Below are 13,816 nucleotides of genomic sequence, written 5' to 3'. Positions count from 1 at the left end.
GCCTGGTTCGGTCGTCTCGGCGTCACCGTCGAACGGGTGATGACCGATAACGGCTCGGCCTATCGCTCGAAGCTCTTCGCAGCCGCGCTCGCAAAGGCYGGCGCCCGCCATGTCCGCACCCGGCCCTACACCCCGCGAACCAACGGCAATGCCGAGCGCTTCATCCAGACCAGCCTGCGTGAATGGGCCTATGCAAGACCCTATCAGAGCTCGGCAGAGCGCCACGCCGCCATCGGGCCATGGGCCGACAACTACAACCTCTCCCGCCCTCACTCAGCTCTCGGTGGAAAGCCGCCATGGACAAGACTGAACAACCTTCTTGGAAACGACAGCTAGACGTCCCCGATCCCTCGAGCCCGCCAAGCATCCCTGCACGACGCTGATTGGGTTGAGTTTCCCCCCGATAGCGCGCCTATTTGCTCACTGTCTTCATCGGGGTGTTATCAAACCCATTTCGCGGTGTGAGGAGCTGATGTTCACCGGGAAGGGCGTGTTGGTGACTAAGGGCGGTCTGCGCTTGGAGGTGACCTATGAGTACGTGGAAACCGGACAATTCGGGCGCGCTGGCCGCCTATATGGGCAACGGATGAAAACACCGCCCCAAATCTTTGAGGAAACGTTCAATCTCGAATGCGAGGACGGCGTTGCTATGATCGTCGTCATCTCGCAAATCTCGGATAGCCGGTGGGTATTCTTTGGCCGTGAATCGGCGAAGAACGATCCGTGCGCATAATTTGCTTTACAACTGAAATACCTTCAGCTGACCAGCTTTGTCCCGAAGGCCCTTGACCGCGCCCGTACGTTGCGTGTCGTTGCACCAGGCCTCGCGTCCGCGAACTCGGCCATTCACTGCCGGACCGCCAGTAATTCGTAAGCGGTGTCCCGGCGCCACCTTTCCGGCAACGGTCTGAGCGACGATGTTGGAAGCCCCTGAGGGCTTCGGCACATGACGATTTCAGAGCTTACGCTTAAATCCAGCGACGATGAGCCGGTTCGGAGGTTCGAGGTCTTCACCGGGACCGGACGCCGACGGGATTGGTCGGACGACGACAAGGCAAGGATCGTGGCGGAGAGCTACGAGCCGAGCGCGACGGTGAGCGAGGTTGCGCGCCGCTATGCCTTGTCTCCGCAGCAGTTGTTCGGCTGGCAGCGTCTTTTGCGGCGAGCACCGGAGACGTTGCCGCCGGCATCATTGCCAACGTTCGTGCCTGCGGTGGTCGATGCAGCACGCCCGGCGCCCGAGACCGTGAGGCAGCCGGCGACGCGTCGTCGTCGTGGCGTAGCCCGGTCGAGCGGCGGGATTGAGATCGAGATTGACGGCGTCGTGGTGCGTGTCGGAACCAGTGCGAGCCCGAAGACGATTGCCGCGGTGATATCCGCGCTAAAGGGCGGCTCGTGATCGGCCCGACTGGCGCGGTCCGTGTCATGATCGCAACGAAGCCGGTCGACTTCCGCAAGGGCGCGGAGGGCTTGGCCGCACTGGTGCGCGAGAGCATGGGCGCCGATCCGTTCTCGGGCGCGGTGTATGTGTTCCGGGCGAGGCGTGCTGACCGGATCAAGCTCGTCTACTTCGATGGGACGGGTGTCTGCCTGTTCTCGAAGAGACTGGAAGACGGCAAGTTCCAGTGGCCCACTATCGCCGACGGCGTCGTGCGACTTACAGCGGCGCAGCTTCAGGCGCTGCTCGAAGGCCTCGACTGGCGACGGGTGCATCAGCGGCGCGAGACGCGCGTCCCCGTCGCGGCAAGTTGATCGCTCGGCGGTGGCAAGCCACTGTAATCCATGATTGAATCGGCTCCGTGAGCAACGCGGCCAACCCACTGACCAGCGATCCGATCGCGCTTCGGGCGATGCTCGCGGAGGAGCGCGCCGAGAACGAGCGGCTACGCCAGATCATCAAGGAGTTGCAGCGCCATCGCTTCGGGCGCCGGGCCGAGAGCCTGCTGGTCGATCAGTTGCTGCTGGGCCTCGAGGAGGCCGAGCAGATCGAGGCCGAGGGCCTCGCCGGCGAGGAAGCGGCTGATCCCGCAAAGCGGGCCGAGCGGGCCAGGAAGCGGCGCGCCAACCGCGGATCGCTGCCCGCACACCTGCCGCGTGTCGAGCGGATCATCGACGTCCAGGACAAAACATGCCCGTGCTGCCAGGGCGCGCTGCATGCGATGGGCGAGGATGTCTCCGAACGTCTCGATATCGTCCCCGCCCAGTTCCGCGTGATCGTGACGCGTCGGCCGAAATACGCCTGCCGGGCCTGCGAGGAGGTGGTGGTACAGGCGCCGGCGCCAGCCCGGCTCGTCGAAGGCGGCATCCCCACCGAGGCGACCATTGCCCATGTCCTCGTCTCGAAATACGCCGATCACCTGCCGCTCTATCGCCAGGCTCAGATCTATGCCCGGCAGGGGGTGAACCTCGACCGATCGACCCTGGCTGACTGGGTCGGCAAGGCGGCCTTCCTCCTGCGGCCCGTGCATGAGCGCCTGTTCGAGCGACTGAAGGCATCGACCAAGCTCTTCGCAGACGAGACCACGGCGCCGGTGCTCGATCCGGGCCGCGGCCGGACCAAGACCGGCCAGCTCTTCGCCTATGCCCGCGACGAACGGCCTTGGGGCGGCGCCGATCCGCCCGGCGTGGCTTATCTCTACGCGCCCGACCGCAAGGCCGAGCAGCCGATCCGGCATCTTCAGGGCTTCGTGGGCACGCTGCAGGTCGACGGCTACGCCGGCTACAAGGTGCTGGCCGAGAGGAATGCCGTGAGCCTGGCTTTTTGCTGGAGCCACGCCCGGCGCAAGTTCTACGAACTGGCCGAAGCCGGTCCGGCGCCTATTGCTTCGGAAGCGCTCGCGCGCATCGCAGAACTCTACCGCATCGAAAACGACATCCGGGGACGCTCCGCCGAGGAGCGGCGCATTGCCCGCCAGGCAAGGAGCCGCCCCATCGTCGAAGCGCTGGAGCCGTGGCTGCGCGACAAGCTTCTCCTCGTCAGCCAGAAGAGCAAGCTCGCCGAGGCCATCCGCTACGCGCTCTCGCGCTGGGCCGGTCTCTCGCGCTTCCTCGACGACGGCCGCGTCGAGATCGACTCCAACGTGGTCGAGCGCGCGATCAAGCCCATCGCTTTGAACCGCAAGAACGCGCTCTTTGCCGGATCTGACGGCGGCGCCGAGCACTGGGCCGTGATCGCCTCACTCGTGGAAACGGCCAAGCTCAACGGCGTCGATCCGCAATACTATCTCGCCGACGTCCTCGCCCGCATCGTCGCCGGCCATCCCCAGAGCCAGATCGACGACCTGATGCCCTGGGCTTACGCAGAGACGCAGCTCAAGGCTGTGGCCTGAGAACAGCGCTCACAGTAATTCCGGGAGCGGGTGACTACAATCGCGCCCCGCATCGTCAGTGACGCGCCGCCTCGTCGTCACTGATCTCGACGGGACTTGCCTGGCGGAACCAGTGCCAGGTGAAATCCTGAATTGAAGAATGGGGTGCGACATCGCATTCGCGTACTTGCCGAGGGTGGTGGCTGATACGGTAGAATGCCGACGTCCGAGTGGAACTCCACTCTACGTCAGGCAAGGCCGGTCGAAAGACTTCGAGAGCGTGGCGATGGTCGCCTTCAGGCCATGCTCCTCCCGCCGCTTCGCCTGTATCTCGGCCAGCGAGATGTCCCAATCGGTGTCGATCAGGACCCGCAGATACCACCCATGCGGACCGAACCTCAAGCGCCGCGGCTGACCATGTCGCCACGCCTTGGGCTTCCAGGCCCGGCACACCCATACGATCGCCGTCGCGATCCCGACGCTGATCCGCGCCGCTGCATGACGTACGGGCAGCCCGCTCCCCCCCGCTGCGGTGCCAACGAAACAGGCGCGGCAACTATTCAGCCGTAGACGGCGGCACGTTTGAAAATTTCTGCCGATGCCGGCGCGATCGCGTCCGAGCCTTCAAACATTCAACGGCGAACTCAACCGTGATTATTTTCCAAACGCGTCTCGTCACTGTTCTCAAACCAAAGTATAGCGGCGCCGAGTCCGGCGATCCACCAACCCTGCCATGCGCCATGACCAACGGTGGCGATCGAAAAGACGGTAGCGAACAACGCGAGCCGCGGCGCCAACTCTCGTGCCGGAAGATGGCGCAAATGCACGAGCAGGAGCAGGCCAGTGAGGGTCAGCAATGTTGCGCCGATCAGCCCGGTCTCCGCCCAGGCCTGTAGCGGCATGTCATGAGGATGACCCACCGCCAGAAGCAATCTTTGCTCCGGCGAGACGTCTGCTGCCACCGGGTGCTCGTGCATGCTGGCAGAAGTGCCGAACCCAGTCCCCGCGATCGGTCGCGCCCATGCCACCTCGCCAAAGCTTCTCCAGATATCGATGCGAGCCTGACCCGTCATTTTGGGCAAGCGGTCCAGAATCAGCGTTGGTAGCCCGCGCTCGGCCGTCACACCTAGAACTGGCCCTATCGCCATCGTTAGCACAAATGCAAGCCCGATCGCTCCCAGAGCCGCACGTGGCATGAGCGCCGCCAATACCCAGCAGAGCGCTGCCACAACAACGCCAAGCTTGGCCGATGCGCTTTGAGAAAATAGCGCCAGGATGACGACGATGGAAGCAGTCAGGACCGCAAGAGACCGGTCGAATCCGCGACCAGATGGCATTGTCCAGAGGTGGTGGACGACTGGCACCGCGAGTACGACTGCGACAATCACCGGGCGGTTGAAGATAAAGGCCATCATCTTGCCGGAGCCGAGGGCTGCACGCTGTGACAAGCCAGAGGCGAGTTCGATCATCACGAGCGCGGAAGTCAGGATGATTGCCAGCGCGAGAGCGCGCAACAGCATCGGCGTAGGCCGAAACTTTCTGGATGCGGCAATTACGAGCGTGAAAGCTATGGGCAGGGCGAATTCTCCCCAGACGGCGATGCTCTGAACCGGGCGATGGCTCCAAGCGATCGATAAAAGCGACCAGAGCAGAAAGGCGCTAAGCCCGGTTCCCGCCGGCGAGCGCAGCCCCCCCCGCAGGCGCCGAAAGAGAACGGACCCACCTTCCTCCGCCACAGCCGAGGCTGCGAAACAGAGTGCTGCCAGCCCGAGGAAAAGGGGGGCCGAACGGTTGGCAAGCCACATAGCCAACGGCAGCGCGACCAGTAGGGTGGTTCCCGAACGGGCAAGGCACAGCGATAGGGTTGATGGGTTCGATACGGGATCGCTGGGGATGCCGGAGTCTGTTGGAAAGCTCATACCTTGCGCTTATGCGATCCCGCTGGACATGGCCAGACTCTTGCCGCGGATGGTCCGCCGAATCAGAGAACCCATAGTTCGGTTCACCGCCTATCTCTACCGCGTCAACTCGGCGCTGGCCGGGTGAAGCCCACCAGGTAGCTACTCCTCAATTCTAGTCGCGGCCCCGGCCGCTGACCGCGTAGCCGGTGCAAACCGTCGTCGAGTGGTTGCAACTCACCGTGCTGACGCTTCGCAGTTGAAACTGCCCCTGAGGCCCGTTTTTTCTACCAGCGCTGGCCGAGAGCCGGCCGCAGCGGTCGGCATCCGCGGCGATCGCAAGTGCTCTCCCAGACGCGGCCAATTCCCGCCTCGATGCAACGGCTGGCATTGCAGCTAAAGCCGCCTCCAACGCCGCCACGATAACCGCGGTCGTCATCGTCCCAGCCACGACGCCGGGGGGATCGTCATATCCACCACCGTAGCCCCGTCCTTGGCCACCAACGCGGCCGACTGGCCCACCAATTGGCCTGCAGCCGTAGCGGTCACAGGTAGACTGAGTATAGACGCCGGTACGACGATCGATGCAGCTGTTTGCGTCGCATCGCATCTGCACTTGGAGTAGGTCAGACGGAGCATTGATTTCCGCTCCGCGCGGCAACGCCGAAACGAGCCCTGCGAATGCTGTCATCAAAACACCACCTGCGAAGGCGATTGCTCTCAGTCTCATTCCTCGTCCCTCCCGGGGTCCATACAGTCCACCGGATCGTGAACAGCGTCGGAAGCCGATCTTTCCGGAGGCGCCCGATGGCTCCAGTGACGTCGGGCGGCTATCTGCAGCGTTCCTGCCCTAAGGCGCTGGCGAGGAATCAGTTCGTTTTGTCTGCCTGCTGACGTTCGCCCCTCTCCACAGCCCGCGCGGCCTCGCGCCTGCCGTCGAAATACGGCGGTTTCCACAGGCTGCGGGCTTTGGGCGCCTCCGTCATTCGAATGGGTCGCACTCCATACGCACGCGTTGACCAGGTTCATTATGCGTACGGCAGGAGACGATGGCTGGCAGGGAGTTGCTCGGCTCTTCACGCATCGCAGGAGGCGCACTTCGTGGCGCGGGTCGAACCACAGGTTTCGGTGTGGTTGCAACGACTGAAGTGGGCTTGGGTGCTGGCCTCGTCACGTTCTCATGCTCGCGTTCGATCGATGCGGACCTGCTTGGCTCCAGTACGGGATTAGCGAGGTGTGCTACGGGCGCGAGCTACTGTTTCTCGGACTGAGCAGATTGCCAAGGTMGCCAGCTCCCCAACCGGGAAAAAGTTTCGATAGTCGGCCTTGTGATCGATTCGACCGTCGGCACCGCTTGCGGCGAGCAACCAGCGACCAGCAGGCCTGCGAGGCCTGCGCGACAAATAATGGTCGCCATAGTGCCCCCTTGTTATGCTTGTGGCGAAGCTTGGACACTTCGCAGGCGGAATTATGTGCTCGGACCGAAAAAGGGCAACGATTCCCCCAGCGTGATCTAAGCCCGGTGTGGTCGGGCATCGATACATCGCATGCCAGCCTGGCGAGCGGCTTCCATCCCTTCAGGAGAGTCCTCGAAGACGAGGCAGTCCGTCGGGGGAACGCCGAGACGCCGGGCTGCTTCCAGGAACAAGTCGGGTTCGGGCTTGGGGCGCGCGACATCGTTGATCGTCACGACAGTGTTGAACAGGGGCGTCAGGCCCGTCGCCTCCAGCGTGGCGGTGACGATCTGCCTCGATCCACCTGAGGCAACAGCCATGGGGAGGCGGCCTTGGTTATGACGTGCGACAGCGGTAATCGCTTCCACCTCACCAACTGACGCGACATTCTGCAAAAAATGCGTGCGCATCACCTTGATCACGACATCGCGGTCAAGCGTCACGGCCTGATCGGCCTCGAAAAGGTCCATGAGCGCATGTTCCGAGTGACCGGCACGGCCGAGATACCATTCGCGCACCATATCCCTGCCTGCGGTGCGAAATCCTTGCGTCCAGGCATCGGCATAAACCGGTAGTGTATTCACGAGGGTGCCGTCGCAATCGAAAATGATTGCGCGGATGTCAGCGGGAAGGCTTTGTAGATCGAGCATAGCGATCCTTTAGCAGAGGACTCCAGTACGTCCAATCGTGGCTGAGCTCCGCGGCCGGGGAACGTAAAGCGCTCCAAATTCTGACACTGAAGCAGCTAGGCGGCGTCACGACAGGCGAAAGCAAGTCGGCTTGTACTCGCCTCCCCGGGGGCGAAACGGAGCGGGCGGTCTCGGTGACATCCGGGACGGCGTTCGTTTGGCGCAAATTACCGTTCAAGAAGATGCTCTTCGCGATCTGGTTCGTCGCCAACTCCGTCAAGGGCAATGCAGCCCTCCAGCTCTCCCGGGAACTCGGCGTCCTGGCCATCCGCGCCGCGCTCGAGCAGGCAGGCGTCACCCTCATCGAGAAAGGGGACATAGCCACAGGCCCGGGAGTCGCATTGGACGCCAAGCCATGAGCGGCGGACCATCAGACGATKAGGCCAGAGTACAGTTCGATCCCCCACCCGACGAGACGCAGCATCTGACGAAGCATCGCGCCGCAATAAGGCATGTCGAAGCTGCGATCGACGCGTATGCCCGCGGCGACTTCGACATCTGCATCACCCTAGCCGGCGCCGCAGAGGGAATGTTCGAACGCCGAAAGGGCAGCGACCTTCATACAGTAATGATGTCCGATCCACGGGCCGAAGAGTTCGGCGTCAAGGAAGTGAATTCGAACGCGAACATGGTTCGCGACTGGCTTAAGCATGACAATCTGCAACATCCCATCGAAATAGAAATTCCTCCGTTCGAAGCCGCAGTGATGCTCGTTCGGGCAATGACAAAGCTCGATGGGTGGACGGCTAAAATGGATGCAATCAAGCCCGTGATTTACCAGGTCATCGTGGGCGAACCGATTTCCTCACCGTAGTCTTTGCTTCCGCCCAGCGGAGATCGGCTAACACATGACAAATAAGACGGAAACGTATGACGTCAGACGTCAATAATAATTGACGTCTGACAAATACATAGCCTGACGCGTCAAACACGGCACAAGCATTTGACAAATGATTGGTGCATTTCGCCAATTAAGAACCGACGACGCAAACTATGGACTCCGCCACTCTGCGCTGCCATAACTACGCCTCCACGTGAGGTACCTCATGCAGGACGAAAACAATCACCGCCCCGTCTTCGTCACGGCATACGGCTGCGGCATTCATGCAGATATCGGTCGACTCGTTCGATACCTGGGTCCGCTCCGGCTACGTCCCACGCGCCACCATCAACCGCGGCCAAATCGTTCGGTGGCATTGGCCATCGTTGGAGGAAAGGCTCGTTGAGCTAGCAAAGGGGCCGCCGATCGACCCGAGCGTTATCGATCCAACCAGACCCTACATTCCCCGACGCCGCGGCCCGAAAAAGCGCACACCCGAGCCAGCCCGATGAGCGAAGGCGCGCCCTCCCCTCGCCTCATGACCAAGGCTGATGCCGCCGCGTATTGCGGCGTCTGCCCCGCCACGTTCACCAACTGGGTTGCGTCTGGCGTCATGCCAAGCCCCTTTCGGGGCACGCGCATGTACGATCGCCATGCCATCGACGCGGCCATTGATCGCGATAGCGGGATCTTGCGAGCCACCGCGCCCGAGGAAGCGCCTTGGACAGATGGGAGCGCGAACAGCGGGAGGCTAAGGCGTCCGCGGTGCCCGGCGAAGGCTCGCTCGAGCGATGGCTTCGTGAGAACAAGAACCGGCCCATAGAAAACTCGTACGACGAGTGGCAACGAAAGAGCCTGGAACGGAGAGCCCGTAAAGCCGCACGGGCTAGGGCTGCGGCCGGAAAGGCGACACCATGAGCGGCTCGCCCCCTCTCCAACCACCCGGCCCTCTTGGACGAATCTACAGCCTGCAGGAGGCGGCCGACTATCTTCGTGTCTCGAAGCAAGCGGTCGCCCGTGCCGCAAACAGACACGGAATTGGCGCCCGCTTCGGCAGGGATTTGAGTTTCAACGAGGTCGATGTCCAACAAATGTGGGAGGCCATGCGCTGCCACCCGAACGAGACCGGTCTTCAGACGGCGATATCCCGACGTGATGCCGATAGGGTCTACCAGAACTTGGTGAACAGCGCCCTTTCAAAGCGAGCCGCGGCGCTTCTGGGGAAGAAAAAACGCTAGGAGGATCCATGGACAAGGCAGTCGAATCACTCGTCGTCGAACCGATGCAGGTACGCATAGCTACCGTGTTGCCAGGCGGTGCAATCGTCGGAGACGATGTGCTGACGCTCGATTATTTCGGCGGAGTGCTGCCGGCGGAKAACGACCACCTTGCCTATGTCAGGGGCCCCGACGACTACCAGTACAAGGTTGTTCAAAAGCGGCATTTTCTCCGAGAGGCCAGCGGCCTCTGCTACTGGAATCTCGTCGTCCGAAACGCCGACCCGTCGCATCACCTCTCCACTATAACTGACCACGCACTCGCGCTGTCGGACTTGGGTCGCGCTATTCGCGCTGGGCGCCCCATGAAAGAAATCATCGCCAAGCGTCGGAGGGTGAACGGCGACGTTGATTGAAGCCTGCGTCCGGAACGACTTGAAAGCTCGGCGACGCCCTGTGGCTGATTGAATCACCGTTGTCCCTTGGCTACGTTCGGCGACATGACCGACTTCCCCGACATTCTCCGGTCGCCTCTTTGCCAGACCGTCACACGCGACGGCATCACTGTGCAGATTGAGATCTATCGTCTCGAGGACAGCGAGGGCTGGACGCTCGAACTTGTCGATGAAGACGGAGGATCAACGGTCTGGGAGGAGATGTTCGCCACCGACGCTGCGGCCTTGGCTGAGTTCAACGAAGCGCTCGAGGAACTCGGACTCGCGAAGTTGATCGAGCCGGATGAGGACGAAGAATCCACGGTGCACTAAGAGCGGATCTCCGGCACGGCGACCAAGATGGCGCCACGAGCCAGAGCCGCCTGGATTTCAGGACCGGCGCGGACTTCCTCGAGCGGTCTCGGTACCGGTACCTGTTCGCCATCGGCATCTGCGCCAGCAACCCAAACACGCAGGCTGGCGAGCGCAGAGTGTGCGCACTCCTCCATTGTTTTGCCGGCCGACGCTGCGTCAGGGCAATCTGGAAACCAGCCCCCGTACAGAGTGCCAGCTTCCTTTTCGATGACGGCGATGAAGTGGTTTGTCATCCGCCTAGAGCACGCCGACTTGAGGGTTAGCGCAATACCCGCCGCAGGGATTTCGCCGCGCTCCACTCCAACCGCGCCAGCCCGCCACTTGACCACGCCCGCTGCTTGCATGACGTCGGGTAATCGCGCTCTTGGGCCGATTCGCGCCGGCAGCGCGCTGAAGCTGCGCTTCAAGAGGACATTGCATATGGCTCAATGCACTGCACCGTAAACGGTCATCGCTCATCTAGCGCAGCAGCGAATTGCCCCGCGTGCCGCGGCGGCTGGGGCCGCTCTCGCAGCTACTCCTATTCTCCGCCGTCTTATTCGTATTCGCCCCATCCTACTCCTCGTCGGGAAGTGGCGGGGGAAGCCGGAGCAGCGGCGGCGGGTCCGGCAACCGCGTCAAGGCGAGATGGTCGCGAGCCGGTTCTTCCGTGACATACACGCCAGCCGAAGTGCGGGCGCTCACGCCAATCCGCGAGAACGTCGAGAAGCAAGCGTCCCTTGACCTTCGGGACGTCTTTCTCTGCCATGCGTGGGACGACAGACAGGGGGCCGCCAAGGAACTGCACGATCTGCTCGAATCACTCGGTGTCAAGGTCTGGTTCAGCGAGAAGGACGTTGGCCTCGGCGTGCCGTTGCTCCGCGCCATCGACAAGGGCTTGGCGAAGTCGCGGATCGGAATCAACGTGGTCCAGAACAACCGTTGAGCCGACCGAACCGGCTTGCGCCGCGCAAGGAGTAGTCCGATGACCAAGACGACCATCCTCGCCGCGCTGGTGCTCGCCGTTCTGGCGAGCGAGGCCTCGGCGCAGCAGTCGCAGTCTCAGACCTTCCGCGATAGCTCCGGGCGGGTTGTCGGGAGATCGGCGACCGACAGTCAAGGCTCGACGGTCTATTACGGCCCAGAAGGCCGCGTAACCGGTCGCGCCAGCACCGACAGCCAAGGCACGACGACGTTCCGCGATTCCAGCGGACGCACTGTCGGCAGTTCCACAGCAAAGCGCTAAGTCCCAGCTTGTCGGCTTTTCCAGCATCGTCGAAGCCTACCGGCACCATCGATCGCGAGAGCGAGGGCATCAAGGGGAAGGAGAAGCGGCGGACGCCCTCCAGAAGGCTGAAATCGAACGCCAGCGGCAGATCAAGGCAAGCCGCTAATGGTCCTTAACTGCAAGAGTTCCGATGTAGAGACCAGCGAACGTCGTCCCTCCGATCGCCGTCGCAGCAATCGGGCTCCCGCTGACCAACAAAGCAGCTAATCCAACCGCAGTGCAAAAGCCTGCTGAAACAAGAGTGCTCATCGGCGCGGACCTCACATGCCACGGACGCGATCATACGCTAGCACGCCGGACCAAAGTGTGCACTGCAACACACGGCTTTTCGGAGTCGTTTCAGGCTTTTCGCACGTGCCTTTCCCGTTAGCGTCGTTTGTTCACACCACTCAATTCGGCTTCTCGATGCGGATGGCGGGGATGGGACTCATGGACACAAGTTCCTGATACCCAGAAGAGCATACGTTCGTGCTTACGTATCGGCCCGCAGTCATTTGATTTGCCTGCCGCCAGAGGAGGTCGGTGTCCATTTCTGGCTCCACCTTCCTCCATTTGCCCACGATGGCCTTGATGGCAGCATCGACGCGCTGCATCTCCACATCGTTGATGTACTGAACGAGATAACCCTCTCGTGTTGCGTGGCACCATCGCAGGAGGATGTACAGCGAGTAGGCGCGACGGAGCTGCCCTTGCGGCGAGGCATTCTCCACTTCGCGCTCTGCTGCCGAACGACGCGCGGCTTCCTGTCTCTGTGTTTCCGCCACCGCACGCAGACGCTCCGCCTCTGTCGCTTGCCGCTGAACCTCCGCCTTCCGCTCAGCCTCCGCCTTCAGCTCGGAAGTCATGCGAGATTTGTGGTTTGTTATCAACGTCGCGAGCTTTGGGAAGCAGGAGGGAAGCGTTTTTTCGAATAGTGGGTGCCCCGGCTCGAAGAGACCTCGCCAGGCGTACCMATGGTCGTTGAGACCACGGGGGCCGGGGTATCCACTCGGCATGATGAGGTGTCTCGGCATTAGTTGGCTTGACGGGACTCCATCACCCCGTTGCTGCTGCTGCCGCAGCACTTCGCGCCACGCCTCGCGAAGCTTCGGGTCAACCTCGTCCTTCACTGCATCCATCAAAGCCCGGAATGGGAAGCCATCGGAATTGCCATCGAATTGCTTGCCCTCGGCGCTGAACTTTTCGGCCGACTGCTCGATCCACTCGACTATGCTGCTACCGTAGCCGCCGCAGGCCTCGGCAGCATTGGCAACATTGAACGTCAGAGAAGCAACAGCCACTGCGGCGAGGATAATGCGCATCTGATGACCCCTATCTGGGATTCTCTCTGCTTATGTAGTCTTGCACGGGTCTTAGGATTTGCTGTCTCACGCCGAACGTTTGTTCGTTTCTCCCGCCGTCCGATCCTAATCTCATCGTCACCGCGCGACAAGAGCGCCTTCACTCGCGGCCGACTTCTGGGCGCAGAGCGGCCCACCACGATCACACKGGATGCCACACTACCGCTCGGTAAACGCAGCGCAGGGTCGTGCTGCGCGTCACATCCGGGGTCCATCCATCACCCCCGTCGCGACCGTACACCACCAGCGGGCAGCTATGCGGGCGCGCGCACGCGCCTTGCTGACCGGCCCACGAGCGATCTCGGCCGCAGGGCCAACACGCAGGATACGACGCGCGCACACAACCAGGACTCCACACCGCCGGCATGAAACCGGCGGACCGGGCGAKGGTTTCGTGGGGGGTGGTAGCGGCATTGCTAGACTAGCTTGACGACGCGATAGCTGCGTGGGGAACCGCCCTGCTCTACCGCCGAAAGGCTTGCCATGACCGACGCTGAAAAGACCGATCCGCTCGTTGGCTTCCATGTCACCGACTACGACGAGGCGACCGAGACGGTAACGATTCAAATCCACCGCTTGGTGGTGAAGCACAGCACCCAAGCGCTCGCAGAAAAACTGGTTGAAATCGAACAGTACTGGCCAAACGTCAAAAGCGTCGTCATTGAGTTCCGCCCTGGTACATAAGAAAAACCCGGCGCGATGGCCGGGTTTGTGTGTGGTGGGCCGAAAGCGCGCTCGTCAGAGCGCCGTTCGGTTTGGGCCGGTGTTGAGCACGACCGGCCTAACATCTCCTTCGATTATCCTGGGCTGGGCTGGCACGCCAAGCGTACGGTGCGCAATGCAAGGGCTGCGGATCTTTGCGCAGCTAGGCTCAGGACTTCGGTAACGGGGCCGTCTCAGTCAACTGGATTTTGGCGCAGATCATCGTTCGGCCGCTCTGATCGCGCGGTCGCGTGGCGATCCACATTGGCCGACACCGTCCAGCCTGGCTGGCTACGCGGCCTCGCCCTGAGA

Annotated in this window: 18 protein-coding genes; 13 read left to right on the top strand and 5 right to left on the bottom strand. The window is 62.1% G+C overall.

The features are described 5' to 3' along the window. The 5 genes from AC1DIO_RS34190 to tnpC all read left to right on the top strand — a co-directional run. The coding region (locus AC1DIO_RS34190; protein ID WP_476854839.1) for an integrase core domain-containing protein at positions 1-336 on the top strand (336 nt) is incomplete at its 5' end. Between the two features lie 136 nt (positions 337-472). Further along, positions 473-733, top strand: coding sequence for a hypothetical protein (locus AC1DIO_RS34185; RefSeq protein ID WP_476777489.1), 261 nt, complete (start codon positions 473-475; stop codon positions 731-733). Positions 734-946: 213 nt separating this feature from the next. Next, complete coding sequence (gene tnpA / locus AC1DIO_RS34180) at positions 947-1,399, top strand: IS66-like element accessory protein TnpA (RefSeq protein ID WP_476854838.1); 453 nt, start codon at positions 947-949, stop codon at positions 1,397-1,399. A gap of 26 nt (positions 1,400-1,425) precedes the next feature. Further along, positions 1,426-1,752 carry an IS66 family insertion sequence element accessory protein TnpB gene (gene tnpB, locus AC1DIO_RS34175; protein ID WP_441492562.1) on the top strand — a complete coding sequence of 109 codons (327 nt, stop codon included), beginning with the start codon at positions 1,426-1,428 and terminating at the stop codon, positions 1,750-1,752. A 47-nt stretch (positions 1,753-1,799) separates the two neighbouring features. Continuing rightward, complete coding sequence (tnpC, locus tag AC1DIO_RS34170) at positions 1,800-3,329, top strand: IS66 family transposase (protein WP_476854837.1); 1,530 nt, start codon at positions 1,800-1,802, stop codon at positions 3,327-3,329. Between the two features lie 222 nt (positions 3,330-3,551). On the opposite strand, the gene AC1DIO_RS34165 is transcribed toward tnpC, so the two are convergent. The 3 genes from AC1DIO_RS34165 to AC1DIO_RS34155 all read right to left on the bottom strand — a co-directional run bounded on the left by AC1DIO_RS34165 (position 3,552) and on the right by AC1DIO_RS34155 (position 7,310). Continuing rightward, positions 3,552-3,710 (bottom strand): hypothetical protein, encoded by a 159-nt coding sequence (locus AC1DIO_RS34165; protein ID WP_476854836.1) that lies wholly within the window; start codon positions 3,708-3,710, stop codon positions 3,552-3,554. A 242-nt stretch (positions 3,711-3,952) separates the two neighbouring features. After that, positions 3,953-5,227, bottom strand: a complete 1,275-nt coding sequence (locus tag AC1DIO_RS34160; RefSeq protein WP_476854835.1) for an O-antigen ligase family protein — start codon at positions 5,225-5,227, stop codon at positions 3,953-3,955. A gap of 1,492 nt (positions 5,228-6,719) precedes the next feature. Then, positions 6,720-7,310: an HAD family hydrolase gene (locus AC1DIO_RS34155; protein WP_476854834.1), complete on the bottom strand. Its 591-nt coding sequence runs from the start codon at positions 7,308-7,310 to the stop codon at positions 6,720-6,722. A 173-nt stretch (positions 7,311-7,483) separates the two neighbouring features. Here AC1DIO_RS34155 and AC1DIO_RS34150 point away from each other — a divergent pair, with 173 nt between their 5' ends. The 5 genes from AC1DIO_RS34150 to AC1DIO_RS34130 all read left to right on the top strand — a co-directional run bounded on the left by AC1DIO_RS34150 (position 7,484) and on the right by AC1DIO_RS34130 (position 10,153). Continuing rightward, positions 7,484-7,708: a hypothetical protein gene (locus AC1DIO_RS34150; RefSeq protein WP_476854833.1), complete on the top strand. Its 225-nt coding sequence runs from the start codon at positions 7,484-7,486 to the stop codon at positions 7,706-7,708. After that, complete coding sequence (locus AC1DIO_RS34145) at positions 7,705-8,163, top strand: hypothetical protein (protein WP_476854832.1); 459 nt, start codon at positions 7,705-7,707, stop codon at positions 8,161-8,163. Before AC1DIO_RS34150 ends, AC1DIO_RS34145 begins: the two co-directional genes overlap by 4 nt. Positions 8,164-9,083: 920 nt before the next feature. Further along, the gene (locus tag AC1DIO_RS34140; RefSeq protein WP_476854831.1) at positions 9,084-9,407 is read left to right on the top strand and encodes a helix-turn-helix domain-containing protein; all 324 of its coding nucleotides are present in this window, start codon (positions 9,084-9,086) and stop codon (positions 9,405-9,407) included. 8 nt (positions 9,408-9,415) lie between these two features. Continuing rightward, complete coding sequence (locus AC1DIO_RS34135; RefSeq protein ID WP_476854830.1) at positions 9,416-9,802, top strand: hypothetical protein; 387 nt, start codon at positions 9,416-9,418, stop codon at positions 9,800-9,802. Between the two features lie 84 nt (positions 9,803-9,886). Then, entirely contained in the window at positions 9,887-10,153 is a 267-nt protein-coding gene (locus AC1DIO_RS34130; protein ID WP_476854829.1) for a hypothetical protein, read from the top strand. Here AC1DIO_RS34130 and AC1DIO_RS34125 read toward each other — a convergent pair. After that, positions 10,150-10,428: a type II toxin-antitoxin system HicB family antitoxin gene (locus tag AC1DIO_RS34125; RefSeq protein ID WP_476854840.1), complete on the bottom strand. Its 279-nt coding sequence runs from the start codon at positions 10,426-10,428 to the stop codon at positions 10,150-10,152. The two genes, AC1DIO_RS34130 and AC1DIO_RS34125, sit on opposite strands and share 4 nt — an antisense overlap. Before the next feature lie 416 nt (positions 10,429-10,844). Here AC1DIO_RS34125 and AC1DIO_RS34120 point away from each other — a divergent pair, with 416 nt between their 5' ends. Together AC1DIO_RS34120 and AC1DIO_RS34115 are read left to right on the top strand one after the other, a co-directional pair. Further along, a complete protein-coding gene (locus AC1DIO_RS34120; protein ID WP_476854828.1) occupies positions 10,845-11,120 on the top strand; it encodes a toll/interleukin-1 receptor domain-containing protein in 276 nt (91 codons plus the stop codon). A 39-nt stretch (positions 11,121-11,159) separates the two neighbouring features. Continuing rightward, complete coding sequence (locus tag AC1DIO_RS34115) at positions 11,160-11,420, top strand: hypothetical protein (RefSeq protein WP_476854827.1); 261 nt, start codon at positions 11,160-11,162, stop codon at positions 11,418-11,420. 431 nt (positions 11,421-11,851) lie between these two features. Here the strand turns inward: AC1DIO_RS34115 and AC1DIO_RS34110 are convergent, their stop codons facing one another. Further along, positions 11,852-12,763 carry a hypothetical protein gene (locus AC1DIO_RS34110; protein ID WP_476854826.1) on the bottom strand — a complete coding sequence of 304 codons (912 nt, stop codon included), beginning with the start codon at positions 12,761-12,763 and terminating at the stop codon, positions 11,852-11,854. A 522-nt stretch (positions 12,764-13,285) separates the two neighbouring features. On the opposite strand from AC1DIO_RS34110, the gene AC1DIO_RS34105 reads away from it, so the two are divergent. Further along, positions 13,286-13,486, top strand: a complete 201-nt coding sequence (locus tag AC1DIO_RS34105) for a hypothetical protein (RefSeq protein WP_476854825.1) — start codon at positions 13,286-13,288, stop codon at positions 13,484-13,486. Positions 13,487-13,816 lie beyond the last annotated feature (330 nt).

The sequence above is a fragment of the Allobosea sp. 05T439 genome (assembly GCF_056396005.1).
This window is presented reverse-complemented; position numbering and strand designations above follow the sequence as displayed.